At 72.5% G+C, this 24,384-nt stretch carries 25 protein-coding genes; 15 read left to right on the forward strand and 10 right to left on the reverse strand.

The window, feature by feature from the left end; genetic code table 11:
* Window positions 1-79 precede the first annotated feature (79 nt).
* The 4 genes from MKK70_RS29550 to MKK70_RS29565 all read right to left on the reverse strand — a co-directional run bounded on the left by MKK70_RS29550 (window position 80) and on the right by MKK70_RS29565 (window position 3,690).
* Entirely contained in the window at window positions 80-568 is a 489-nt protein-coding gene (locus tag MKK70_RS29550; protein ID WP_147858885.1) for an HK97 family phage prohead protease, read from the reverse strand.
* 47 nt (window positions 569-615) lie between these two features.
* The gene (locus MKK70_RS29555) at window positions 616-1,788 is read right to left on the reverse strand and encodes a phage portal protein (protein WP_243951583.1); all 1,173 of its coding nucleotides are present in this window, start codon (window positions 1,786-1,788) and stop codon (window positions 616-618) included.
* 98 nt (window positions 1,789-1,886) lie between these two features.
* Complete coding sequence (locus MKK70_RS29560; RefSeq protein WP_243951585.1) at window positions 1,887-3,164, reverse strand: DNA-packaging protein; 1,278 nt, start codon at window positions 3,162-3,164, stop codon at window positions 1,887-1,889.
* Complete coding sequence (locus MKK70_RS29565; protein WP_243951587.1) at window positions 3,109-3,690, reverse strand: hypothetical protein; 582 nt, start codon at window positions 3,688-3,690, stop codon at window positions 3,109-3,111. The genes MKK70_RS29560 and MKK70_RS29565 overlap by 56 nt, the downstream gene beginning before the upstream one ends.
* Window positions 3,691-3,875: 185 nt before the next feature.
* On the opposite strand from MKK70_RS29565, the gene MKK70_RS29570 reads away from it, so the two are divergent.
* Both MKK70_RS29570 and MKK70_RS29575 read left to right on the forward strand, forming a co-directional pair.
* Window positions 3,876-5,186, forward strand: a complete 1,311-nt coding sequence (locus tag MKK70_RS29570) for a leucine-rich repeat-containing protein kinase family protein (RefSeq protein ID WP_243951589.1) — start codon at window positions 3,876-3,878, stop codon at window positions 5,184-5,186.
* A 320-nt stretch (window positions 5,187-5,506) separates the two neighbouring features.
* Entirely contained in the window at window positions 5,507-5,896 is a 390-nt protein-coding gene (locus MKK70_RS29575; RefSeq protein ID WP_147729391.1) for a hypothetical protein, read from the forward strand.
* A 33-nt stretch (window positions 5,897-5,929) separates the two neighbouring features.
* Here MKK70_RS29575 and MKK70_RS29580 read toward each other — a convergent pair whose 3' ends face one another.
* From MKK70_RS29580 to MKK70_RS29590, 3 genes are all read right to left on the reverse strand, one after another.
* Complete coding sequence (locus tag MKK70_RS29580) at window positions 5,930-6,289, reverse strand: STAS/SEC14 domain-containing protein (protein WP_147729390.1); 360 nt, start codon at window positions 6,287-6,289, stop codon at window positions 5,930-5,932.
* Window positions 6,290-6,369: 80 nt separating this feature from the next.
* Window positions 6,370-8,538: a primosomal protein N' gene (locus MKK70_RS29585; protein WP_243951591.1), complete on the reverse strand. Its 2,169-nt coding sequence runs from the start codon at window positions 8,536-8,538 to the stop codon at window positions 6,370-6,372.
* A 64-nt stretch (window positions 8,539-8,602) separates the two neighbouring features.
* Complete coding sequence (locus tag MKK70_RS29590) at window positions 8,603-9,769, reverse strand: MFS transporter (RefSeq protein ID WP_243951593.1); 1,167 nt, start codon at window positions 9,767-9,769, stop codon at window positions 8,603-8,605.
* 209 nt (window positions 9,770-9,978) lie between these two features.
* Between MKK70_RS29590 and MKK70_RS29595 the strand changes: the two genes are divergently transcribed.
* Window positions 9,979-10,377 carry a DUF3775 domain-containing protein gene (locus tag MKK70_RS29595; protein WP_147725621.1) on the forward strand — a complete coding sequence of 133 codons (399 nt, stop codon included), beginning with the start codon at window positions 9,979-9,981 and terminating at the stop codon, window positions 10,375-10,377.
* Window positions 10,378-10,469: 92 nt separating this feature from the next.
* Here the strand turns inward: MKK70_RS29595 and rlmN are convergent, their stop codons facing one another.
* Complete coding sequence (rlmN, locus tag MKK70_RS29600) at window positions 10,470-11,789, reverse strand: 23S rRNA (adenine(2503)-C(2))-methyltransferase RlmN (protein WP_243951595.1); 1,320 nt, start codon at window positions 11,787-11,789, stop codon at window positions 10,470-10,472.
* Between the two features lie 270 nt (window positions 11,790-12,059).
* Here rlmN and MKK70_RS29605 point away from each other — a divergent pair, with 270 nt between their 5' ends.
* The gene (locus tag MKK70_RS29605) at window positions 12,060-13,151 is read left to right on the forward strand and encodes an alkene reductase (RefSeq protein WP_243951597.1); all 1,092 of its coding nucleotides are present in this window, start codon (window positions 12,060-12,062) and stop codon (window positions 13,149-13,151) included.
* Here MKK70_RS29605 and MKK70_RS29610 read toward each other — a convergent pair.
* Window positions 13,118-13,603: a hypothetical protein gene (locus MKK70_RS29610; RefSeq protein WP_243951599.1), complete on the reverse strand. Its 486-nt coding sequence runs from the start codon at window positions 13,601-13,603 to the stop codon at window positions 13,118-13,120. The two genes, MKK70_RS29605 and MKK70_RS29610, sit on opposite strands and share 34 nt — an antisense overlap.
* A gap of 138 nt (window positions 13,604-13,741) precedes the next feature.
* On the opposite strand from MKK70_RS29610, the gene MKK70_RS29615 reads away from it, so the two are divergent.
* On the forward strand, window positions 13,742-15,238 hold the full coding sequence (locus MKK70_RS29615) for a sensor histidine kinase (RefSeq protein ID WP_243951601.1): 1,497 nt from the start codon (window positions 13,742-13,744) through the stop codon (window positions 15,236-15,238).
* A complete protein-coding gene (locus MKK70_RS29620) occupies window positions 15,235-15,891 on the forward strand; it encodes an HAD hydrolase-like protein (RefSeq protein ID WP_243951620.1) in 657 nt (218 codons plus the stop codon). The genes MKK70_RS29615 and MKK70_RS29620 overlap by 4 nt, the downstream gene beginning before the upstream one ends.
* Window positions 15,892-15,965: 74 nt before the next feature.
* Here the strand turns inward: MKK70_RS29620 and MKK70_RS29625 are convergent, their stop codons facing one another.
* The gene (locus MKK70_RS29625; RefSeq protein ID WP_147842188.1) at window positions 15,966-16,463 is read right to left on the reverse strand and encodes an outer membrane protein assembly factor BamE; all 498 of its coding nucleotides are present in this window, start codon (window positions 16,461-16,463) and stop codon (window positions 15,966-15,968) included.
* A 225-nt stretch (window positions 16,464-16,688) separates the two neighbouring features.
* Here MKK70_RS29625 and MKK70_RS29630 point away from each other — a divergent pair, with 225 nt between their 5' ends.
* From MKK70_RS29630 to MKK70_RS29670, 9 genes are all read left to right on the forward strand, one after another.
* Window positions 16,689-17,249, forward strand: a complete 561-nt coding sequence (locus MKK70_RS29630) for a ubiquinol-cytochrome C chaperone family protein (protein ID WP_147842189.1) — start codon at window positions 16,689-16,691, stop codon at window positions 17,247-17,249.
* Window positions 17,246-17,749: a DUF177 domain-containing protein gene (locus MKK70_RS29635; protein ID WP_147842190.1), complete on the forward strand. Its 504-nt coding sequence runs from the start codon at window positions 17,246-17,248 to the stop codon at window positions 17,747-17,749. The genes MKK70_RS29630 and MKK70_RS29635 overlap by 4 nt, the downstream gene beginning before the upstream one ends.
* Before the next feature lie 169 nt (window positions 17,750-17,918).
* Window positions 17,919-18,953 (forward strand): phosphate acyltransferase PlsX, encoded by a 1,035-nt coding sequence (gene plsX, locus MKK70_RS29640; protein WP_147725628.1) that lies wholly within the window; start codon window positions 17,919-17,921, stop codon window positions 18,951-18,953.
* A gap of 181 nt (window positions 18,954-19,134) precedes the next feature.
* Window positions 19,135-20,112, forward strand: coding sequence for a beta-ketoacyl-ACP synthase III (locus MKK70_RS29645; protein WP_147725629.1), 978 nt, complete (start codon window positions 19,135-19,137; stop codon window positions 20,110-20,112).
* 122 nt (window positions 20,113-20,234) lie between these two features.
* The gene (locus MKK70_RS29650; protein ID WP_243951603.1) at window positions 20,235-20,552 is read left to right on the forward strand and encodes an integration host factor subunit alpha; all 318 of its coding nucleotides are present in this window, start codon (window positions 20,235-20,237) and stop codon (window positions 20,550-20,552) included.
* Between the two features lie 38 nt (window positions 20,553-20,590).
* The gene (locus MKK70_RS29655) at window positions 20,591-21,112 is read left to right on the forward strand and encodes a MerR family transcriptional regulator (protein ID WP_243951604.1); all 522 of its coding nucleotides are present in this window, start codon (window positions 20,591-20,593) and stop codon (window positions 21,110-21,112) included.
* Between the two features lie 85 nt (window positions 21,113-21,197).
* On the forward strand, window positions 21,198-21,617 hold the full coding sequence (locus MKK70_RS29660) for a hypothetical protein (protein WP_187274748.1): 420 nt from the start codon (window positions 21,198-21,200) through the stop codon (window positions 21,615-21,617).
* 128 nt (window positions 21,618-21,745) lie between these two features.
* The gene (locus MKK70_RS29665) at window positions 21,746-22,201 is read left to right on the forward strand and encodes an Ig-like domain-containing protein (RefSeq protein WP_409567408.1); all 456 of its coding nucleotides are present in this window, start codon (window positions 21,746-21,748) and stop codon (window positions 22,199-22,201) included.
* A gap of 229 nt (window positions 22,202-22,430) precedes the next feature.
* The gene (locus MKK70_RS29670; RefSeq protein WP_147842192.1) at window positions 22,431-24,383 is read left to right on the forward strand and encodes a PrkA family serine protein kinase; all 1,953 of its coding nucleotides are present in this window, start codon (window positions 22,431-22,433) and stop codon (window positions 24,381-24,383) included.
* Window position 24,384: the final 1 nt, after the last annotated feature.

Here is a 24,384-nt window from a genome sequence, read left to right on the forward strand (position 1 = left end):
CTCACCGTTGGAATGAAAAGTTACGCGCGGATCCCTCCCCCTCTGCGGGGGAGGGAAGAACGTGGGCGCCCGCCGCCTCTCACCACCCGGCGGGGGTGGCGGAGCGCCCGGCGGCACGCACCGGCGCGAGGCGCCGGGCGAAGGCGCGCAGTTCCGCCGGCAGCGGGGCGTTCGCGACGCGCGCCCCCGGCTGCAGCGGGAAGGTCACCAGGGAGATCTCCCAGAGATCCACCGCGTGCAGTTGCCGAAAGCCGCCGCGCGGGCGCGCCTCCAGGGTGCGGAAGCCGATCGACAGACCGTCGAGGGCGCCGTCCCGCATCAGCGCGTCGATCTCGCGCGCCCGCTGCACCGCGAGGTTGAGGCGACCCTCGACGCGCAGGCCGCGCCCATCCTCGGCGAGCGCCTGCCAGCGCCCGATCGGCTCGGCGGGATCGTGCTGCCACAGCATCCGCACGCCGGCGGCGCCGCGCTGCCGCAGGCTCGCGGCGAAGGCCCCCGCCTGCACGATGTCGCGCCCGAGGTCGGGCACGCCGAACAGGCTGGCATAGCCGGTGAAGTGGCCGTCCATGGCGGTCTCCCGTGGCGGGCAGGGAAAGATCGGGCTGCGCCGGAGCCTCAGGCCCCGGGCTCCGGGGCTTCGGGCGGGTAGCCCACCGCCGCGCGCTTCTCGGCCTTCGTCAGGAAGTCGGCCGCCTGCACCCGACGCCACAGCGACTCGCGCTCGCTGGCCAGCGCCTCGATCGCGTCGAGATCCGGCTCGAGGCGGACGTCGCCGAAGGCCGGCGCGAGCCAGTGCGCGAGCGCCTCCGCCGTGCGGCGGGCGAGCGGCACCAGGGTCTGGCGGTAGAAGGCGCGGTTGGCCTCGGCGTAGTTGGCGTGGGTGTTGTCGCCCGGAAGCCCGAGGAGCAGCGGCGGCACGCCGAAGGCCAGGGCGATCTCGCGCGCGGCCGCGGCCTTCGCCTCGACGAAGTCCATCTCCTTGGGCGACAGCGCCAGCGGCTTCCAGTCGAGCCCGCCTTCGAGCAGCAGCGGCCGCCCGGCATTGCCGGCGCCCTGGTAGTTCGCCTCCAGCTCGGCCTTCAGCCGCACGAACTGCGCCTCGCTCAAGCTCGCCCCGGCACCGGCGAAGACCAGCGCGCCGGAGGGGCGCGCCGCGTTGTCGAGCAGCGCCTTGTTCCAGGCCCCGGCCGCGTTGTGGATGTCGAGGGAGATCGCGGCCGCCTCCATCGGCGACAGGCCGTAATGGTCGTCGGTGGGGTGGAACAGGGCGAGATGCAGGATCGGCGGCACGGCGCCGGACTCGTCGTAGGCGACGCGGCGGCCGCCGACCTCGTAGACGTAGCCGGCCGGCCAGCCGTCGGGCCCCGGCACCACCCGCATCCGGTCGGGGCGCAGCGCGAACAGGGCGCGCGGGATCCCGTCGAGCGACACCGCCTCGAGATAGGCGTTCCCGGACACCATCAGGTGCCCGTACAGGGTCTCCAGCAGGCGGGTGCCGCCCTCGCGCGGGTTCGGCCGCGCCAGCAGCGCGGCGATCGGGTGGTCGGCCGCCTCCGCGCCGGTGACGACCAGCGGGATCGACGCGGCGCCCTCGGCGACGAGCCGCACGGCGCGGTGGACCACGGCGTTGCGCTGGTAGCCCTCGCGGGCGAGCGCGGTGCCGTCGCGCGCGGTCCAGACGGCGCGGGCGTCCCCGTAGAGGGCGACGCTCGGCCCGGAGAGCGGGGCCGCCTTCACGGCCGGCACGTAGCCGGCGGCCCGCGCCAGCCTCGTCAGCAGGGTCGGCATCGGGCGCCTCCTCGAGATGCGTGTTGTCCGACGCCTCATGGGTCGAAACCCATGAGGCCCGGCGGATGGCCGCCGCCCCGCAGTCGCGTGGGCCGGCATCAGAAGCTGCGGATGCGCGGCTCGGCGCGGGGCGCGAGCAGCAGGTGCGTCACCGCCCAGACCAGGGCGTCGAGGCGGTCGGGCGAGGCGCCGGACGAGAGCCCGTCCGCCCCGAAATCGCACAGCTCGTCCTCGAGCGCCGGCAGCGCCCCGACGTGGCGGACGCGCGCTTGCGCGTAGAGCAGCGAGACCGGCTCGGCCCGCAGGTATTTTCCCCGTGTGGCGCGCACCGGGGTCACCGGCACCGCCGGATCGCACTGGGCGAGCACGGCGGTGGCCATCTCGCCGCCCTGGTTGACCTCGACCACGAGCCCGTCGGCGCCGAGGCGGTGGTAGAGCGCGAGCGCGGCGTTGGCCCAGGCCTGCGGGCTGGCGCGCGCCACCGTCGCGTCGGCGAGCACGTAGGCGGTCTCGCCCAACGCCCCGACCGCGACGATCCCGCAGGCATCGGCCGCGCGGCCCGAGCTCGCCGGCGGGTCGACCGCGACGACGATGCGGGACAGATCGGGTGCCGCGGCGACGCGGGCCGCCTCGATCGTCTCGCGCGTCCACAGGGCGTCGGCCCGGTCGTCGATCAGCTCGCCGTCGAGCTCCTGCCGCCCGAGGCGGGTGCCGGCGTAGCGTCCGACCACCGCCTCCAGGAAGGCGGGGGCGAGGTTTCGGGCGTTGTCGGCGGTACGGGCCTTCGTGACCACGCAGCGCGGGTCGGCGATCAGCCGGCGGATCAGCGGGATCGGCCGCGGCGTGGTGGTGACGAGGTTGCGCGGGCGGGCGCCCAGCCGCAGCCCGAATTGCAGCATGTCGAAGGCGGCATCCGGCCGGCGCCACTTGGCGATCTCGTCCGACCACGCCGCGCCGAATTGCGGACCGCGCAGGGAATCCGGCTCCTCGGCCGAGAACGCCGACGCCACCGCCCCGTTCGCCCACTCGACCCGGCGCCGGCTCGGCGACCAGCGCGGGCGGCCGCCGCGCTCGGGCAGCCCGAGCAGGCCCGACGGGCCCTCGATCATCACGTCGCGCACGTCGGCGAAGGTCTCGCCGACGAGCGCGATCCGGCCGATCGCCCTGTCGGTGAAGGCCGGGTCGCCGCGGGCGAGCGCGTCGACCCACTCCGCCCCCGTCCGCGTCTTGCCGCAGCCGCGGCCGCCGATCACCGCCCAGGTGGTCCACTCGTCCTCCCAGGGCGGCGGAAGCTGGTCGGGCCGCGCCTGATGCAGCCAGTCAAGCGCCAGCGCCCGGAGGAGCGGCGGCGGCAGGCTCGCCAGGAAGGCGGCCATCCGGCCGGTCGCCGCGGCATCCTCCATAGCGGCGCGCGATCTCCGCGCGGAGGCCCGGAAGGTCGAGGGCGGAAGGGGTTCGGCCGTCGCCATCGCCCTCCCCTTCGCTGGCGGGATCGTCGGCGGCGAGGTCGTCGAGCAGGCGCTTGAGGCCCCCGAGATCGCGCAGGGTCCGCGCGGAATCGATCACCGCCGCCCCCTCGCCGCGCAGAGCCGCATCGAACGTCGCGATCTGCCGGCCGATATGCGCACGCAGCCGCCGCCGCAGCACCGGGAGGTCGGCGGGCGCGCGCACCGGATCGCCGCACCGTTCGAGGGCGGCGAGATCGGCCAGGATGTCGTCGGTCCCGCGCGGGCGGACCGGGCGCGTCCGCGCCCATCCACGATCGCGCATCCAGCCCGTCACGGTCGTCTGCGGGAGCCCGGCGGCGGCGGCGATCCGCGTGAGGCTGGCCTCGCCGTGCCGCACCAGCCGTTCCACGGCGGCGACGACCTCCGGCGGGACGGCCCCGGCTGCGCTGCCCATTCGCCGCCTCCCGAGACCGTCTCGTCACACTTCTGGAGCGTGCGGTTCTTATGCCGGAGGAGCGCGCCGATGTCAAGCCCATAATCCTGAGAACGATATTTTTTCCTTTTTTTAGGGGTTTGCTGCAGGATCCCGGTTCGTGCGACGAGGCCGGCTTCCCAGGCGGGCCGGAGCGCCGACCGACGATGCAGGACGCGACGCACGACACCCTCGACGCCCTCCGCCGGGGCGACCTTGCCGGGGCGCGCACCTTGCGCCTGCCGGCCGCCGGCCTGACCGTGCTCCCGCCCGAGATCTTCGGGCTGACCGACACGCTGGAAGTGCTCGACCTCTCGGGCAACGCGCTCACCGCCCTCCCCGACGATCTCGGCCGCCTGACGCGGCTGCAGGTGCTGTTCTGCTCGGGCAACCCGTTCGCGACGTTGCCGCCGGTCCTGGGGGATTGCAGGGCGCTAAGCCAGGTCGGGTTTCGCGGCTGCGGCCTCGCGGAGGTGCCGGGCGAGGCGCTGCCGCCGCGCCTGCGCTGGCTGACGCTCACCGACAACCGGATCGCGCACCTGCCCGACGCGCTCGGGCACCGGCCGCGGCTGCGGAAGCTGATGCTCTCGGGCAATCGCCTGCGCAGCCTTCCGGACAGTCTGGCGGGCTGCGACGACCTCGAGCTGATCCGTCTCGCGGCCAACCGCCTCGACGCGCTGCCCGCCTGGCTTCCGGCCCTCCCCGCCCTGGCCTGGACCTCCTGGGCCGGCAACGCGTTCGAGGGCGATGCGCCGCGAGCCTCGGCCGCCCTGGTCCCGTTCGCCGATCTCGACGCGGGCGCGCTCCTCGGCGAGGGCACGTCGGGCCGGGTGCACCGCGCGCTGTGGCGCCCCGGCGGCACCGCGCCGCCGCGGCCGGTCGCGCTCAAGCTGTTCAAGGGGACGATGACCAGCGACGGCCTGCCCGAGCGGGAGATGGAGGCCTGCCTCGCGGCCGGGGCGCACCCGAACCTCACCGGCGCGCTCGGGCGGATCACCGGCCACCCGGACGGGACCGACGGGCTGCTGATGCCGCTCCTGCCGCCGGACCGGCGCGTGCTCGCCGGGCCGCCGAGCCTCGCGAGCTGCAGCCGCGACGTCTACGACCCGGCCCTGCGCCTCGCCCCGGCGGCGCTGCTGCGCCTCGTCCGCGGCCTCGCCGCGGGCCTCGCCCATCTCCACGCGCGCGGGCTGCTGCACGGCGACGTCTACGGCCACAACATCCTGTGGGACGCCGCCACCGGCGAGGCGGTGCTCAGCGATTTCGGCGCGGCCTCGGTGCTGCCCGACGGGCCGCCCGGCGTAGCCCTGCAGCGGGTCGAGGTCCGCGCCTTCGGGCTGCTGATCGGCGAGGTGCTAGAGCGTGCGCCCGCCGATTTCCCGGAGGCGGCGGCCCTGCGCGATCTCGCGCGCGCCTGCGTGCAGGCCGAGGTCGGCGCGCGCCCGGCGATGGCGGAGGTGGTGCGCGCCGTCGGATGATGACGGTGCGGCGCGCGACCGCGCGGTCGGCCACGCCCTCGATCGCGCCGAAGAGCGTCTCAAGAGCGGTCCAGCGCAGGCCATCCCGTTCAGCGAACCGGCTTGCGAAAGCGTGGCAAGGATCCGACGGGGCGCGTCCAGTCATCGCCGGCTTGCGTCAACGGTCCAGCTTGTATCCGGCGCTCGCGCGCGTCGTCATACTCTTGCCGTTTCCGTCGTTCATCTGCGCGTCACCGCACAAGATGTAGAGTCGAGGTTTGATTCCCCGGCACCCCGACGGTCCGTCCGCCGGCCGCTCCCGCTCAACAGCAAGGTCCTGAATGTCGAAGCTCACCCCGATCGCCCTCGTCGGCCTCCTCTCGGGCGCGATCCTCACGCCGGCCGCCGCCGGCGAGCCGGGGGCCTTCAACGGGACCTGGGCCGTCGATCTCGTGACCGAGAGCGGCCTGTGCGACGCGCGCTACAGCACCTCGGTCGCGATCCGCGACGGGCAGGTGCGCGCCGCGTCGGCGGCGACGGCCGCCCGGGTCAGCGGGCAGGTCGGGGCTGACGGGACGGTGGGCCTGAGCGTCTCGAACGGCGCCGCGAGCGGCGCGGCCTCGGGTCGGCTGCAGGCGCAGGGCGGGGCCGGGACCTGGAAGGTCTCGGCTTTGTGCTCCGGCCGCTGGACGGCGCGGCGCAACACCACGCGCACCGCCCAGGCCGAGTAGGCGGCAGGCCGCCCCGGGACGGTTTCTCGCCGCTCAGGCGGCGGCGAGCCAGGTGCGGGCCTCGTCGAGGCGGGCGCGCTCGAACACCTTGATCTGGGCCGGCGAGACGAAGCCGAAGGTCTCGGCGACGACCTTGAGCCACTGCGCGTCGGTGACGAGCGCCACGTGGCTGATGCCCTTCATCATCGACAGGCCGAAGCGCGGGTCCTTGAAGAAGGCGGCCGGCTCCATGCCCTCGAAGGCGCGGATGTCCTCCAGCAGCTTGAGCTTGCCGCCCTTGTCGAGGTCGGCCTTCATCGCGGTCATCACCGCGTTCATCTCCTCGTCCGTGATCTTCCCGTCGACCACGATCTCGGCGACGCTGGACTCGGGCTTCTTGGTGTAGCTCAGCACGATGCGCGCTCCTGAAATGGACGCCGCCGGTCGGGACTTCGGCGGCGCCGCACCTTCCTACAAAACGCGATCCCGGTCGCCTACAAAAAGCTCTGCGGGTCGACGTCGATCGCGACGCGCACGTTGCCGCGCACCTTCGGCCCGCGCGCCAGCCAGTCGCGCAGGTAGCTCTGCAGGTCGACGTTGCGCTCGGTCTTGACCAGGAGGCGGAAGCGGTAGCGCCCGCGCACCAGCGCCAGCGGCGCCTCGGCGGGCCCGAGCACCATCACGCCGTCCGGCGGCTCGGCGGCCCGGGCCAGCGCCTGCCCGTGGGCCTCGGCCGCCGCGCGGTCGTTGGCGGAGACGATCAGCGCCGCGAGCCGCCCGAACGGCGGCAGGCCGGCCGCCTCGCGGGCGGCGATCTCCTCCTCGTAGAAGCGCTCCGAATCGCCAGACAGCAGGGCCGCGATCACGGGGTGCTCGGGCTGGTAGGTTTGCACCAGCGCGCGGCCCGGCCTTTCGCCGCGGCCGGCGCGGCCGGTCACCTGCTGCAGCAGCTGGAAGGTGCGTTCGGCCGCCCGCGGATCGCCCGAGGTCAGGCCGATATCGGCGTCGAGCACGCCGACGAGCGTCAGGTGCGGAAAGTTGTGGCCCTTGGCCACGAGCTGGGTGCCGATGACGATGTCGCATTCGCCCGCCGCCACCGCCTCGAGCTCCATCCGAAGCCGCTCGGCGCCGCCGGGAAAGTCGCTCGACAGCACGATGATCCGGCGATCCGGGAAAAGCTCGGCGGCCTCCTCCGCGATGCGCTCGACCCCGGGGCCGCAGGGGGTGAGGTTGTCGAAGGTGCCGCATTCCGTGCAGGCGTCCGGCCGGCGCTCGCTGTAGCCGCACTGGTGGCAGACCAGGGCCTTGCGGAAGCGGTGCTCGACCAGCCAGGTCGAGCAGTTCCGGCACTGGTAGCGGTGGCCGCAGGCGCGGCACAGCGTCAACGGCGCGTAGCCGCGGCGGTTGAGGAACAGCAGCGCCTGCTCGCCGGCGGCGAGGTTGGCCTTCACCGCGTTGATCATCGGCGGCGACAGGAAGCGCCCGCGCTCCGGCTTGTCGAGGCGCATGTCGATCGCCTGGATGTCGGGCAGGCGGCGGCCGCCGAAGCGCTCGGGCAGCCGCACGCGCCGGTAGCGCCCGCGCTCGACGTTGACCCGCGTCTCGATCGAGGGCGTCGCCGAGGCCAGCACCACCGGGCAGCCCTCGAGCTTGGCCCGCACCACGGCCATGTCGCGGGCGTGGTAGTGCACGCCGTCCTCCTGCTTGTAGGCGCTCTCGTGCTCCTCATCGACCACGATCAGGCCGAGCTTCCGGAACGGCAGGAACAGGGCCGAGCGGGCGCCGACCACCACCCGGACCTCGCCGGCCGCGACCCCGGCGCGCAGCCGCTCGCGCCGCCGCCCGCCGATGCCGGAATGCCAGGCCGCCGGACGGACGCCGAAGCGCTGGGCGAAGCGGTCGAGAAACTGCGCCGTCAGCGCGATCTCGGGCATCAGGATCAGCGCCTGCCCGCCTGAGCGGACGCACTCCGCCACCGCCTCGAAGTAGACCTCGGTCTTGCCCGAGCCGGTGACGCCCTCGAGCAGGACGGCGCCGCTCCCGCCCGCCTCCGCGGGGGCGGCGACCAGGTCCGCGACCGCCGCGGCTTGCGCCTCCGACAGCGGCACCCGCGGGAACTCCGGATCGGGGGGGAGCGCCACCGGCTCGGGCGCGAGCGCCACCGTCTCCAGCGCGCCGTCGTCGATCAGCCCGTCGACCACCGAGAGCGAGACCTCGGCCATCTTGGCGAGCCCGCTCTTGCCCCGGATCTCGCCGTCGGCGGCGATCGCCAGAACCTTGTCCCGGGCCTTGGTCGGGCGGGCCGGGAGCTTGCCGGTGGTGCGGACGCCGACGCGGACCACCTCGGCGGCGGCCGCCTCGTCGGGCAGGCGCAGCACCATGGCGAGGGCCGAGCCCTTCGGGGCCAGGGTGTAGCGCGCGATCCAGTCCACCAGCCTGCGCAGCGGCTCGGAGAGCGGAGCCACGCCGAGATGGCCTGTGACCGGCCGCAGGTTCGAGCCGCCCGCCGTCTCCGCCACGCCCCAGACCACGCCGACCGTCTCGCGCGGCCCGAGCGGCACCTGCACCACGTCGCCCGCCGCCAGCGCCAGGCCCGCGGGCACCGCGTAGCTGTAGGCGGTGTCGATCGCGAGCGGGATCAGGATCTTGGCGACGTGCGGCATGGACCTGGGCGTTGGGTTGCGGGGACCGACGGCATGTTCCGGTTTTGTACCATGAAACGCGCCGTCACGCAGAGGTCGTGCCTTCCGACGGCGGGCGCAAGCGCGGAACGAGCGGCAGCGCGGCGAGGCTCAGCACCGCCATCGCCCAGAAGCCGCGGCCGTGGAAGGCCGAATACAGCGGGCCGGACGCGAGCGTCGCCGCCGCGCCGGCGAGCCCGAGGCCGACGGTGCCGTAGAGCGTCAGCGCCGTGGCGCGGGCGGCCGGCGGCACGGTCCGCTCGATCAGCCCGAGGCAGGCGAGATGCAGGAGCGCGAAGCTCAGGCCGTGCAGGGACTGGATCGCGGCGAGCCAGGGCAGCGCCACCGTTTCGGCCTGCACCGCCCAGCGCAGCGCGCCGGCGCCGGCGGCGACCGCGAGGCCGCCCGGCAACCCGATCCGCGCCAGCAGCGGCGGGCCGGCGATCAGGAACACGAACACCTCCGCCGCCACCGCCTCGGCCCAGAGCAGGCCGGCGGCGCCCGCCCCGATGCCGGCCTCGCGCCACAGGATCATCGCGAAGGCGTCGTGCATCGCATGCGCGCCGATCACCAGGGCGGCGACCAGCACCGTGCGGCGGAAGGCGGGAAGGCGGAGGACGTCGGCGAAGCCGATCCCGGGCGCGGCGACGGGCCGGTCGCGCGCGACGCCCGGGTCCCGCCCGGCGAGCGCCGCCGCGCCGGCGGCCGCGAACAGCACCGCTCCGGCGACGAGGCCGGCCGCGAGCCCGAACCCCTGCACCAGCCAGCCGGCGGCACCGACGCCGGCGATGAAGGCGGCCGAGCCGGCGCCCCGCACCCAGCCGTAGGGAAACGCGGCGCCGCCCCGCGCCGCGGCGAGCCCGAGCACGTCGGCGAGCGGGGCCAGCGGGGCGGTCGTCACCGCGTAGGCGAGGCCGACCGCGAGGAACGGCCAGAAACCACGCGCGGGGAGATGCCCGAGGACCGCGAGCGCGGTGAGGCCGCAGGCGGCGGCGAGGATCGGGCGGGTCGCCGCGTGCCGGTCGGCGGAGCGCCCGGCGAGCGGGCCCGCCACGAGCCGCACCAGGGTCGCGGCGGCGAGCAGGATCGCGATCCGCTCCGGGGGCAGGCCGCCCGCGGCGAGCACGTTCGGCAGGATCGGCGAGATGCAGCCGTAGGCGCCGTAGAGCGCGGCGTAGAGTACGAGGCAGCCGACGAGCCCGTCCCGCTTCATCCCCCGCCCCCGCGCGTGCCCGCCCCGGCGACAGCGTAGCACCGCGTGGCGCCGCGACGTGCGCGCCTCTTCACGGGCGCCGCGGAGTGAACGGGCGGCGAAATCCGACCGCGCGGAAGCACGACGGCGCCGGGCCGGGCGAACCGGCACCGCTCTCGCCAGTTGTCGCAGCTTCAGGCCCCCGACGGGACCGCCAACCGGAGCTCGACATGGACATCGCCCCCGATACGGTCACCGAGATCATCCTGCGCCTGCGCGCGGTCGAGGTGAAGGAGGGCGCGACCGATCCGGATTCCGGCTCCAACGCCATCGACGACGGCGCCACCGACGTGCTCACTTCCGGCACCGACGACGCCACCGAATCGGAGCTGCGCGGCATGATCGCCGGCCTCAACGACGACGAGCGCGCCGACCTGCTGGCGCTGCTCTATGTCGGCCGCGGCGACATGGAGCCTGAGGAATGGGCCGATGCGGTCCGCTTCGCCCGCGAGCGCGAAGGCGCCGGCGACGGCGCGGTGAAGACGCTGCTCGGCACGCCGGATGCCGGCGACCTCCTGGAGGAGGGCATGGACGCCCTCGGCATCACGCCGGACCTGCCGCAGGGCTGACCGAGGCCGGCTCCCCCCTCCCCCCTCTGCGGGGGAGGGAAGAGACGGTTACCTCTGCCAGAAGGCCCATACCGGAGAGGCGCCGGGCCCCCTCATTCCTCGCCGTCGTGAAGGGCGTAGAAGCCCTGGGCCGAGACCGCGCCGGCCGCGTCGCCGCCCGCGTCGAGCAGCATGCGCTCGCGGGCGCGCAGCTTCTCGGTCTCGCTCTTGAGCTGGCCGCAGGCGGCGAGGATGTCGCGGCCGCGCGGGGTCCGCACCGGCGAGGCGTAGCCGGCGTCGAACACGATCTCGGAGAAGCGCTCGATCCGCTCCCAGTCCGAGCATTCGTACCGGCTGCCGGGCCAGGGATTGAACGGGATCAGGTTGATCTTGGCCGGGATGCCCTTGAGCAGCCGCACCAGCTCGCGCGCGTCGCCGTCGGTGTCGTTGACGCCTTTCAGCATCACGTACTCGAAGGTGATGCGGCGGGCGTTGTTGAGGCCGGGATATTCGCGGCAGGCGCGCATCAGCTCGGCGATCGGATATTTGCGGTTCAGCGGCACCAGTTCGTCGCGGAGCTCGTCGCGCACGGCGTGGAGCGAGATCGCCAGCATCGCGTGCGCCTCCTCGCCGAGCCGCCGGATCTGCGGCACGACGCCGGAGGTCGACACCGTGATGCGCCGGCGCGACAGCGCGAGCCCCTCCGGGTCCGACATCGTCGCCACCGCGTCGACGACGTTCTCCAGATTGTAGAGCGGCTCGCCCATGCCCATGAACACGATGTTGGTGACGAGCCGCCCGACCTCGCCGCTGCCCGAGGCGTCGCGCGACGGGATCAGGCCGGGCCAGTCGCCGAGCGCGTCGCGGGCGACGACGAGCTGGGCGGTGATCTCGGCCGCCGACAGGTTGCGCACCAGGCGCTGCGTGCCGGTATGGCAGAACGAGCAGGTCAGCGTGCAGCCGACCTGGGACGAGACGCAGAGCGTGCCGCGGTCGGGCCCCGGAATGTAGACGCACTCGATCTCGGCGCCGCGGTTGTGGTCGTGCCGGCCGGTCGGGGCCATGCGCAGCAGCCACTTGCGGGTGCCGTCGCGCGAGACCTGCTGGCTGACCACCTCGGGCCGGTCGAGGGTGTAGGCGGCGGCGAGCTGCGCCCGCAGCGCCTTGCCGACGTTGGTCATCTGGTCGAAGTCCTGCGCGCCGCGGACGTTGAGCCAGTTCCAGAGCTGGCCCGAGCGCATCTTGCTCTCGCGCTCGCCGACGCCGACGGCGAGCAGGCGCTCCTTCAGCGCCGCCCGCGGCAGGCCGACGAGCGAGCTGCGCTGCCCGGGCACCGCCGCGGGTGCCGGCTCGGGCCGGAACTCGGGCGCCTTCTTGATGCCGGAGAAATCGCTGCCCGCGCGCCGGGCGGTGTCGAACGACGCCGTCGCCATGTTCTTGCAAAGACCTTGGAAATGAGGCGTCGAGCTATACGCGATCCGCGGCGCGAACGCGAATGCGCGCCCGTCATGCCCGCTCCCTGCATGCCCGGATCCTGTGATCCGGGGAGCGGAGGGAAGGCCGCCCGCGACACCATGTGCGCCCGCGCACCCCGGCAGGGTCGCCCATGCGTCCAGTGCCTTGCGGGCGGCATCGTTCCCGCCACCTATGCGTCACACGGGGTGCGGCGTGCCGCCCCCACCCCATCCAAACACGGGAAGCCCATGCCTTCACTGCTCGATCCGATCCGCGTCGGTGCCATCGACGCGAAGAACCGCATCTGGATGGCGCCGCTGACGCGGGGACGCGCCACCCGCGAGCACGTGCCCACCCCCTTGATGATCGAATACTACGCCCAGCGCGCGAGCGCCGGCGTGATTCTCACCGAGGCGACCGGCATCAGCCAGGAGGGGCTCGGCTGGCCCTACGCCCCGGGGATCTGGAACGCGGCGCAGGTCGAGGCCTGGAAGCCGATCGTCAAGGCGGTGCACGACAAGGGCGGCCGCATCGTCTGCCAGATCTGGCACATGGGCCGCCTCGTCCACCCGGACTTCCTCGACGGCGCCGCGCCGATCTCGTCCTCGGCCACGACCGCGCCCGACGACGCGCACACCTACGGCGGCAAGAAGCCTTATGCCGAGGCGCGCGCCCTGCCGGTCGAGGAGATCCCGCGGCTGCTCGAGGATTACCGCAACGCCACCCGCAACGCGCTGGCCGCCGGTTTCGACGGCGTGCAGATCCACGCCGCCAACGGCTACCTGATCGACGAATTCCTGCGCGACGGCACCAACCACCGCACCGACGCCTACGGCGGCTCGATCGAGAACCGCGTGCGCCTGCTGCGCGAGGTGACGCAGGCCGTGGCCGAGGTCGCCGGCAAGGACCGCACCGGCGTGCGCCTGTCGCCCAACGGCGCGATCCAGGGCGCCAACGATTCCGATCCCGAGCCGCTGTTCGTGGCCGCGGCGAAGGCGCTGTCGGAACTCGGCATCGCCTTCCTGGAGATGCGCGAGCCCGGCCCGAACGGCACCTTCGGCAAGGCCGACCATCCGCCGATCGCCCCGGCGATGAAGCGGGTGTTCGACGGCGCGCTGATCCTCAACGCCGACTACGACGGCCGCAGCGGCCAGGCGGCGCTCGATGCCGGCGAGGCCGACGCGATCGCCTACGGCCGGACGTTCATCGCCAACCCGGACCTGCCCGCGCGCATCGCCGCCGACGCCCCGCTCCAGAAGGACGTGGCCGCGACCTGGTACAGCCAGGGCCCGGAGGGCTACGTGGACTACCCGACGCTCGACGCCGCGAAGGCGGCCTGAGGCGACTCCCGCGGCCCGCTCCCGTCCCTCGTCGGGGTGCGGGCCGCGAACGCGCCCACGAACGGGCGCTCGCGGCCCGCTTCGAACGAAACCGGCGCTTCGTCCGTTCCCGAACCTAGGCGCGGCGGCGCAAGCCGCCTATCTCTGGCTCGGGAATTCGGGAGCTGCCGATTACGATTGCGAGCCAGACGCGTGCGACCGAACGAGAGCGCTGGAACGAGGCCGAGCGGCTCGCGGAGCTTCGCGCGCTGCGGATCCTCGATACCGAGCCGGACCCGGCCTATGACGACCTCGCGCGGATCGCCGCCCTGGTCTGCGCCGTTCCGGTCTCGCTGATCGGCTTCGTCGATGCGCATCGGCAGTGGTTCAAGGCCGAGATCGGCTACGGCGAGCGCGAGACCGGCATCGACCGCTCGGTCTGCGTCCACGCCCTCCAGGCCGACGATTCGCACGCCGACGGGCTGTTCGTCATCACCGACCTGACCGTCGATCCCCGCACCCGCGACAACCCGGCGATCCGGGCCGAGAACGGGTTCCGCTTCTACGCCGCGGCGGTGATCCGCAGCCGGATCGGCGCCTCGATTGGCACGATGTGCGTCCTCGACCGCACCGCGCGGCCCGAGGGGCTCACCAGGGCCCAGGGCGACACCCTGGCCGCGCTCGCCCGCCAGGTCTCGACCCTGGTCGAGCATCGCCGCACCCTCGCCGACGTCGACGCGCGGGAGCGCGAGCTGGCCGCGAGCGAGCGCCGCTTCCGGGTGATGACCTCGGCGATGCCGCAGATGGTCTGGACCACGCAGCCCGACGGCTTCCACGACTTCTACAACGACCGCTGGTACGAATTCACCGGCGTGCCCCACGGCTCCACCGACGGCGCCGGCTGGACCGACATGTTCCATCCCGACGACCAGGCGGAGGCCTGGAGCCGCTGGCGCCACAGCCTCGCGACCGGTGCGCCCTACGAGGTCGAGTACCGCCTGCGCCACCACAGCGGCGCCTATCGCTGGACCCTCGGGCGCGCGATGCCGATCCGCGGCGCCGACGGGCGGATCGAGCGCTGGTTCGGGACCTGCACCGACATCCACGACCTGAGGCAGGCGGTCGCCGACGCGCGCAAGCTCGCCGCCGTCGTAGAGACCTCGAAGGACTTCATCGGGCTGGCCGCCGAGGACGGGCGGATCGCGCACCTGAACGAGGCCGCGCTGGCGCTGGTCGGGCTGCCCGACCTCGACGCCGCGCTGCGGACCACGATCGCCGACTACCTGACCCCCGAGAGCCGCGAAGCCCTCGAGGGCGTGGCGATGCCCGCGCTCGAGCGCGACGGCTGGTGGGAGGGCGAGCTCGCGTTCCGGCACTTCGCCACCGGCGAGGCCATCGCCGTACTGTTCACGGTGTTCGCCGTGCGGGATGCGGCCGGCCGCCATGCCGGCTACGGCACGGTCACCCGCGACCTGCGCGAGCGCAAGCGCGCCGAGGAGGCGCGCGACCTGCTGATTAAGGAGCTGTCGCACCGGATCAAGAACATCTTCGCCGTGGTCGGCGGCATCGCCGCGCTCAGCGCCCGCAGCGATCCCGGCGCGCGCCCGTTCGCGAAGGCGTTCCGCGAGCGGCTCGGGGCGCTGGCCCAGGCCCACGAATACGTCCGCCCGCATTCCGCCGGCAGCGCGCCGCGGGTCGGCGGCCAGACCGTCCTCGGGCTGATGCGCCTGATCCTGTCGGCCTACGCCGAGGACGGGCGCTGCCGCATCGCCGTCGACGGCGACGATGCGGTCGTCGGCGAGCGCGCGGCGACCGCGCTGGCGCTGATCATGCACGAGCAGGCGACGAACGCTGTGAAGTACGGCGCGCTCTCCAACGAGGCCGGCACCGTCACGCTGACCGGGCGGCGGACCGATTCGCGCTACCGCCTGACCTGGGCCGAGCGCGGCGGGCCGCCCGTTCCCTCGGCCCCCACGCGCAAGGGCTTCGGCACGGAACTCGCCGAGCGCAGCGTCACGGGCCAGCTCGACGGCATCCTGGAGCACGATTGGGCGCCGAGCGGCCTCGTGCTGCGCCTCGACGTCCCGGCGGAGACCCTGCGGTTCTGATCCGTCCCGCCCCGGCTCGCGGATATCGCCTCGTCGTCCTCGATTTCGACGGGACGCTCGCCGACACCTTTCCCTGGTTCTGCGGCGTGCTCGACGCGGTGGCCGACCGCTACCGCTTCCGCCGGGTCGCGGCGCACGAGACCGACGAGCTCCGCAGGCTCTCGGCGCGGGCGATCATGGCGCGCCTCGGCGTGCCGCGCTGGAAGCTGCCGGTGATCGCCCGCCACATGCACGGGCTCGCCGCGCGCGACGCCGCGCTGCTGAATCCGTTTCCCGGAACTTCGGAGATGCTGGCGGGGCTCGGCGAAGCGGGCGTCGCGACGGCCGTGCTCAGCTCGAACACCGAGGCGAACGTCCGGCGCGTGCTCGGGCCGGACGCCGCCCGGATCGGCCGCTACGCCTGCGGCGCGTCGGTGTTCGGCAAGGCACGGCGTCTCGCAAGCCTGCTGCGCCATGCGCGGATCGAGCCGCGTGCGGTGCTCTGCGTCGGCGACGAGCTGCGCGATCTCGACGCGGCGCGCGCGGTGGGCTGCGCCTTCGGCGCCGTCGCGTGGGGCTACACCGACGCGGCGACCCTGTCGGCGGCCCGTCCCGACCTGATGTTCGCCGAACCCGCGCAGATCGTGGAGGCCGTCCTGTCGGCACGACGATGAGCCCTCGCGGGGCCGCCTCCCTCCCCCCGCAGAGGGGGGAAGGCCGGTTCGGGGTCGGGCCTTCGCCCGACGCCTCACATGCCGCGCTGGGCGCCCGGGACCACGCTGGCGCCGTTGCCGCTGCCGAAGGGCTCGTACTTGGTCAGGCCCTTGAACAGCTGGCTCAGGAAGGCGCGGTCGGCGCCGCTGGTCGGCGTGGTGCGCTCGATGAAGTCGAACACCTTGCCGTCCTGCAGGCCGTACAGGGCGACGCGCTCCACCTTGAAGGCGGGGGTGAAGTACACCGCCGTGACCTTCTGGTCCTCGACCTGCTCGCCGAGGAACAGGACCGTGCGCGAGGTGTTCTGGGAGATGTAGTACCAGGACTTGTTGCCGACGGTGGAGACCGTGGATGGGGTGCCCAGCGTCTGCAGCACCTGCTCCGGGCTCATGCCGGGCTTGACGGTGGCGAGCGCCGCTTGGTCGATCTGGTAGCCGTGGCGAAGCTCCTCGCCGATGCAGCCCGACAGGCCGAGGCCGAGCAGGCCGACGAGGCCGAGGCGCGCGAGAGACGGAACGAGACGGCGCGACATCGGCCACCCTATGTTGCTGATGGGACGGGACGCCGCTAGGCACGCCGGAGCGCGACACCAGGGGCGGTCTGATGAATGCTTGCACCTTGACCGTGGGTTGCCGTACCGCGGGGTTATGGCTTTGACAAGGCAAGCTCGGCCACAGGCCACAACGCTGCGCGACCGGGCACGGCCGTTCCGCCGGGCGCGGTCCGGGCGCCGGCCTCCGGGCCGAGGGCGGACCCCATGATCACCCGGTTCTTCCGGCGCAACGACGCGCGGCGGCGGTCCATCGAGACCCTGCACATGCGCCTCAACGCGGCCTCGCGGCAGCCGGGCCTCTACACCGCGCTCGGCGTGCCCGACGGCGTGGAGGGCCGCTTCGAATCGCTCATCCTCCACGTCATCCTGGCTTTGCGCCGCCTGAACCGCCTGCCGGCGCCGGCGGCGGACGTGGCGCAGGACCTCGTGAACTCGGTCTTCCTCCAGCTCGACGCGTCCCTGCGCGAGCTCGGCGTCGGCGATTTCGGCGTGCCCAAGCGCATGAAGAAGCTCGGCGCCGCGTTCTACGGCCGCGCCGCCAATTACGACGCGGCGCTCGACGCGGGCGATGCCGCCGCGCTCCGCATTGCGCTCGCCCGCAACGTGCTCGGCAGCGAGGATCCCGAAGCCGCCGCCGGCCTCGCCGACTACGTACTCGCCGCCGACCGCGCGCTGGCCGAGGCCGACCTCGACGGCCTGCTCGGCGCCGGCCCGTCCTTCCCGCATGCGGGCGATGCCCCGACACTCGACCTGGAAGCCCGATGAGCGTGAGCGAGACCCCCCTGTCCCGATGGGTGAGCGTGGCGCGGCTGCCGCAGGGCCGCGGCGCCGTCACCGTCGAGGCGACGCCGGCCGAGTGCACGGCGCTCGCCGCCGACTTCAAGATTCCGGCGATCCGCGACCTCGCCGGGCAGTTCTCGGTGTCCGGCCCGACGAGCCGCCTCGTCGTCACCGGCACCGTCGAGGGCACCGTGACGCTGGTCTGCACCGTCAGCCTCGAGCCGTTCGAGACCAGGGTCTCCGAGCCGGTGGAGGTGGTCTTTACCGACACCGACCGCCTCGCCGGCACCGACGCGGAGGATGCCGACATCCCCGACCCGATCGTCGGCGGGCGGATCGACTTCGGCCTTCTGACCGCCGAGTTCCTGGCGCTCGGGATCGACCCCTATCCGCGCAAGCCCGGGGTGGTGTTCGAGGCGGTCCAGCTCGGCGAGGACGTGAAACCCTTCGACGTCCTGCGGACGCTCCGCTCCGAGGAGCCGTAGCGGGCTCCCGGGTCCGCGGGCCGCCGAACCCGGCCGCCAAATCGGGCCGCACCCTGCCCCTGCGCGAGAATTCGTTTGCCCGCCGGGGCTGGATCGCTATTTTCCGCCGCGCCGATCCCGGCCGTCGCCCCCGCGACGGCGTTCCGTCAAAGGCCGCGACAACCCCTTCATGTCCCAACGCGTGTGCATCTCGCTCGACGCCATGGGCGGCGACCATGGCCCCTCGACCGTCGTGCCCGGTGCCGCGCTCGCGCGCGAGCGCCATCCCGAGACGACCTTCCTGATCTTCGGCGACGAGGCGGTGGTCGCCCCCCTCGTGGCGGCCGAGCCGCGCCTCAAGGGCGGCGTCGAGATCCGCCACACCACCTACGCCGTCGCCATGGACGACAAGCCGAGCCAGGCGGTGCGCCAGGGCCGCGGCAAGTCGTCGATGTGGAAGGCGATCCAGGCGGTGAAGGACGGCGAGGCCGATGCCGCGGTCTCCGCCGGCAACACCGGCGCGCTGATGGCGATGTCGAAGATCTGCCTGAAGACCATGGCCGGCATCGAGCGCCCGGCCATCGCCTGCCTGTGGCCGACGGTGCGCGGCGAGAGCGTGGTGCTCGACGTCGGCGCCACCATCGGCACCGATGCCGAGCACCTGATCGAGATGGCGGTGATGGGCTCCGCCATGGCGCGCATCGTGTTCGACCTCGAGCGCCCGACGGTGGGGCTGCTCAACGTCGGCACCGAGGAGATGAAGGGCAACGAGGCGGTGAAGGAGGCGGCGCGCCTGCTGCGCGAGATCGACCTGCCGAATTTCGCCTATCACGGCTTCGTCGAGGGCAACGACCTCGGCCGCGGCACCGTCGACGTGGTCGTCACCGAAGGTTTCACGGGAAACATCGCGCTGAAGACCGCGGAAGGCACCGCCAAGCAGATCGGCACGTACCTGCGCTCGGCGATGACGCGGACGCTGTCCGCCAAGATCGGTGCGCTGTTCGCCCGCCAGGCGTTCCGCGCGCTGCGCGAGAAGATGAACCCGAGCCGGGCCAACGGCGGCGTGTTCCTCGGGCTCGAAGGCATCGTCATCAAGAGCCACGGCTCGGAGAACGCGCAAGGCTTCGCGGCCGCCGTTGACCTCGCCCACGACATGGCCCGCCACGACCTGATGCGCACGATCCGCGAGATGCTCGACCAGACGCCGACGCTCGCGCCGGCCTGACTTCGCCCCGGCCCGGATGGGTGCCCGGCCAGACCTTCGCCGGCGTGGGACGCCTGCACCGGCACGAGACGCCTGCACCGGCCCGGGATCGGGGTCGGTGAACGAATGCGATGGAGATCGGAGCGATGCAGGTCTAACAACCGATGGTTGTTGCGCCGGCGTCGCGACGGGAAGGAATCCGATGACAACCCTGCGTTCCGTCGTCGTCGGCACCGGCTCAGGGCTTCCTGCGCGGGTGGTGACCAACGCCGAGCTCGCCGAGCGGGTCGACACCTCGGACGAATGGATCGTCCAGCGCACCGGCATCCGGCAGCGCTACCTCGCGGACGCCACCGAGACCACGTCGGTGCTCGGCATCCGCGCGGCCCGCGCTGCGCTCGACGATGCCGGCCTCACCGGCGACGACATCGACCTCGTGATCTGCGCCACCTCGACGCCCGACCACACCTTTCCCTCGACCGCGACGCAGATCCAGGCGGCGCTCGGCATCACGGCGGGTGCCGCCTTCGACCTGCAGGCGGTCTGCGCCGGCTTCGTCTTCGCCGTCTCCACCGCCGACAAGTTCCTGTCGACCGGCGCGGCCCGGCGCGCGCTCGTCGTCGGCGCCGAAACCTTCTCGCGCATCGTCGACTGGGAGGACCGCACCACCTGCGTGCTGTTCGGCGACGGGGCCGGCGCGATCGTGCTGGAGGCGCAGGAGGCCGCGGGGGCGAGCGGCGACCGGGGCGTGATCAGCGCGAGCCTGCGCTCGGACGGGCGCCACCGCGAGAAGCTCTACGTCGACGGCGGCCCGGGCTCGACCGGCACCACCGGCCATCTCCGGATGGAGGGGAAGGACGTGTTCCGCTTCGCCGTCGGCTCGGTGATGGACGTGATCGTCGACGCGCTCGAGAAGGGCGGCGCGACGGCGGCCGACCTCGACTGGTTCGTGCCGCACCAGGCCAACCGCCGCATCATCGAGGCGTCCGCCGACAAGCTCGGCATCCCGCGCGACAAGGTGGTGCTGACGGTCGACCGCCACGGCAACACCTCGGCCGCATCGATCCCGCTGGCTCTGGACGTGGCCCGCCGGGACGGCCGCATCCGCCGCGGCGACCTCGTGATGATCGAGGCGATCGGCGGCGGCTTCAGCTGGGGCGCGGCGCTGATCCGCTGGTAGCCGAAAACAATTTCCGGAGCCGCCCCGGTTGACCCGGGCCCGACCGGGGATTAGCGTGGCAGATCATAGGGATACGTCGGAAACGACCGCTCCCGGCAAGAAGAACCGCGAGGGGTCGAGGCATGACAGGCAAGACGGTGACGCGCGCCGATTTGAGCGAGGCCGTCTACCAGCAGGTCGGCCTCTCCCGCACCGAATCCGCCGCCCTCGTCGAGACGGTCCTGTCCGAGATCTGCGCCTGCCTCTCCGAGGGCGAGACCGTGAAGCTGTCCTCGTTCGGCTCCTTCGTCGTGCGGTCGAAGGGCAAGCGCGTCGGCCGCAACCCCAAGACCGGCGTCGAGGTGGCGATCGAGCCGCGCCAGGTGATGGTGTTCAAGCCCTCGAACGTGCTCAAGGCCCGGATCAACGGCCTGAACGGCGCCACCCACGCCGACGACTGACCGCTCGCCCATCGCCGCCCTCGTAGCCGGATCGATCCATGGCGCTCGCTGCCCTCACCGAGGCGTCCGGACCCGTCGACAAGGATCCGGGCGCGTTCCGCACGATCACCGAGGTGGCCGAAGCCCTCGACGTGCCGCAGCACGTCCTGCGGTTCTGGGAAACCCGGTTCGGCCAGATCCGGCCGGTGAAGCGGGCCGGCGGGCGGCGCTACTACCGTCCCGGCGACGTCGCGCTCGTCGCGGGCATCCGCCACCTGCTCCACGTCCAGCGCTACACGATCGAGGGGGCGCAGCGCGTCCTCAAGGAGAACGGCGTCCGCTTCGTCCAGGCGGTCGGCCGCGGCGAGGCGGTGGCGGCCGCGCCGGTGATGCAGGAGACGAGCGGCCCGGCCACGTCGTCCCCCGACGGCGCCGAGCCCGAGACCCTGGATCGCGAGGGGTCGAATCGCGAAACGTCGGATCATGAGGCCCTGGACCGCGGGGCGCTGGCCGGCGCGCTGCAGGACCTCTACGCCTGCCGCGAGGCGCTGGCGGCCTTCCGCGCCCCGCCCGAGGCCTGAGCGGCGCCCGGGCTGCGTCGCGACGACGCCGCGCGATGCGTCACGGCGCGGCGAACTTTGCGGGCCGATCCGCGTTGATCGCCGCATGAGCGCACCCCGCCGTTCGATGACGCCGACGCAGGAACTCATCAGCCGCGTGATGCGGATCGTGCGCGCGTGCCCCGACGCGGCCTCCGAGGTCCTGGAGCTGATGTTCCTCGTCAGCCAGATCGAGGCCGCGACCCACGTCGACCGGGATTATCGCGACGCGCGGCGCGTCGTCAGCCGCCTGCGCAACCCGCTCTGGGAGATGGGGCCGACCGATCGCGGCGCGCTGCTGGCCGCGGCCGAGACGATCCGCCGGGTCTGCGGCCTCGACGAGACCGACATCCCCGTCACCCCGACTTCGGATGCGGGCGAGCGCGCACGGGTCGAGCGCAGCCTCGCGGCGGCCCTGGAAGGCGAGCTCGACGCCGCGCAGATCGCCCGCGTCACCGGCGTGGTCGCGGCCGCGCTTCAGCAATAATCGCGGTCCCGGCTGCCGGCACGGGCCTGCGGCCTCGACGCGCGTCGTGGGCATCCCCACATCGGCTCGGCCGGCACGTGGCCCCATGGCTCCGGATGCCGCGCCAAGAGATGTTCGGAGACACGCCCGTGAGCGCCACCCTGTCCGCCCTTCGCCCCGTCCGCGCGCTCGCCGCCGGCGCCCTCCTGCTGGCCGCGCCCGCCTTCGCGCAGACGACGATCACCAAGAGCGAGACCGTCGCCTCCGGCAAGACGGTTCGGATCGCCATCGTCCCGAACCTGAAGAAGGATTGCTCGCCCGGCCCGATGCCGGAGTTCAAGGTCTCGGGCGCGCCGAAGAACGGCGCGCTGATTACCAAGGTCGGCAAGCAGAAGACGCCCGCTTCCTATCGCTGCCCGAACAAGGACACCGCGGTCCAGGGTCTCTTCTACCAGCCGAAGGCCGGCTACACTGGCGCCGACGAGGTGACGTTCGAAATCAAGAACGCGGACGGTCAAGTGCAGACGCAGAATATCAAAATCACCGTCGAGGCTGCGTCGGCCAAGAAGGACACCGATGCCAAGAAAGACAGCAGCGATCTCTGATCGGAGGCAACCGAAAGCTGGGAGTGCACGTTTTTTCGGCCGGATCGTTCTTTCGATCCGGCCGGACGACCACGGGGAAGCTTGACGGATGCCGCATTTCAGCCCGACGGGTGTTGCATCCAGCACACGCAGCGTCACCGTGTTCGCCGCACTGCGACAAATGCGGGCCTGTCGGTTGCGTTCGCGGCAGGACAGGATGAAGCTGTTGACGGTCTGAGAGGGTTATCGAATGCCGATGCATGCGACCAACGACCTTTTCCAGAGCTTCGCCCGCGGGTACGAAGCGCGCCGCGACACGGAGATGACGCTCTCCGAATTCCTCGAGGCGTGCCGCGACGAGCCGCTGATGTACGCGAGCGCCGCCGAGCGCATCCTCGACGCGATCGGCAAGCCGGAATTCGTCGACACCTCGAAGGACGCCCGCCTCGGCCGCGTCTTCATGAACCGGACGATCCGGACCTACCCGGCCTTCCACGAGTTCTTCGGCATGGAGGAGACGATCGAGCGGATCGTCTCGTTCTTCCGCCATGCGGCGCAGGGCCTGGAGGAGCGCAAGCAGATCCTCTACCTGCTCGGGCCCGTCGGCGGCGGCAAGTCCTCCCTGGCCGAGCGTCTCAAGGCCCTGATGGAGGTCCATCCGGTCTACGTGCTCAAGGCCGGCAACGAGGTCTCGCCGGTGTTCGAGAGCCCGCTCGGGCTGTTCGACCCCGAGACCATGGGCGCCGAGATCCAGAGCCGCTACGGCATCCCGCGCCGGCGCCTGACCGGCCTGATGAGCCCGTGGGCGCTGAAGCGCCTCGACGAGTTCGAGGGCGACATCTCGCAGTTCAAGGTGATCAAGGTCCGGCCCTCGCGCCTGCGCCAGATCGCCATCGCCAAGACCGAGCCCGGCGACGAGAACAACCAGGACATCTCCTCGCTGGTCGGCAAGGTCGACATCCGCCGGCTGGAGACGCTGTCGCAGGCGGATCCGGACGCGTACTCGTACTCGGGCGGCCTGAACCGCGCCAACCAGGGCGTCCTCGAGTTCGTCGAGATGTTCAAGGCGCCGATCAAGATGCTGCATCCGCTGCTCACGGCGACGCAGGAGGGCAACTACGTCGGCACCGAGAATATCGGCGCGATCCCCTTCACCGGCATCATCCTGGCGCACTCGAACGAGTCCGAGTGGCAGACCTTCAAGACCAACAAGAACAACGAAGCCTTCATCGACCGCATCTACGTGATCAAGGTGCCCTACTGCCTGCGCGTGCAGGAGGAGCAGCACATCTACGAGAAGCTGATCTCGGGCTCCGAGCTCTCGGATGCGGCCTGCGCGCCGGGCACCCTGGAGATGCTGTCGCGGTTCTCGGTGCTGTCGCGCCTGCGCGAGCACGCCAACTCCAACGCGTTCTCGAAGATGCGCGTCTACGACGGCGAGTCCCTGCGCGAGGTCGACCCCCGCGCCCGCTCGATGCAGGAGTACAAGGATTCGGCCGGCGTCGACGAGGGCATGGACGGGATCTCGACCCGCTTCGCCTTCAAGGTGCTGGCCGCGACCTTCAACCACGACACCACCGAGGTCTCGGCCGACCCGGTGCACCTGATGTACGTGCTCGAGCAGTCGCTGCGCCGCGAGCAGCTCCCGCCCGAGACCGAGAAGCGCTACCTCGAGTTCATCAAGGGCGAGCTGGCGCCGCGCTACGCCGAGTTCATCGGCCACGAGATCCAGAAGGCCTACCTCGAATCCTACCACGATTACGGCCAGAACCTGTTCGACCGCTACATCGACTACGCCGACGCCTGGATCGAGGACCAGGACTTCAAGGATTCCGAGACCGGGCAATTGCTCAACCGCGAGCTTCTCAACCAGGAGCTGACGAAGATCGAGAAGCCGGCCGGGATCGCCAACCCGAAGGACTTCCGCAACGAGGTGGTGAAGTTCGCCCTGCGCTCGCGGGCCCAGCACGGCGGCCGCAACCCCTCGTGGACGTCCTACGAGAAGCTGCGCGAGGTCATCGAGCGGCGGATGTTCAGCCAGGTCGAGGAATTGCTGCCGGTGATCTCCTTCGGCTCGAAGAAGGACGGCGAGACCGAGAAGAAGCACGGCGAGTTCGTCGACCGGATGGTCTCGCGCGGCTACACCGAGCGGCAGGTGCGCCGCCTGGTCGAGTGGTACATGCGGGTGAAGCAGGCGGGATGAT

It is taken from the genome of Methylobacterium sp. E-041 (assembly GCF_022829665.1).
In the GTDB taxonomy this organism is placed as follows: domain Bacteria; phylum Pseudomonadota; class Alphaproteobacteria; order Rhizobiales; family Beijerinckiaceae; genus Methylobacterium.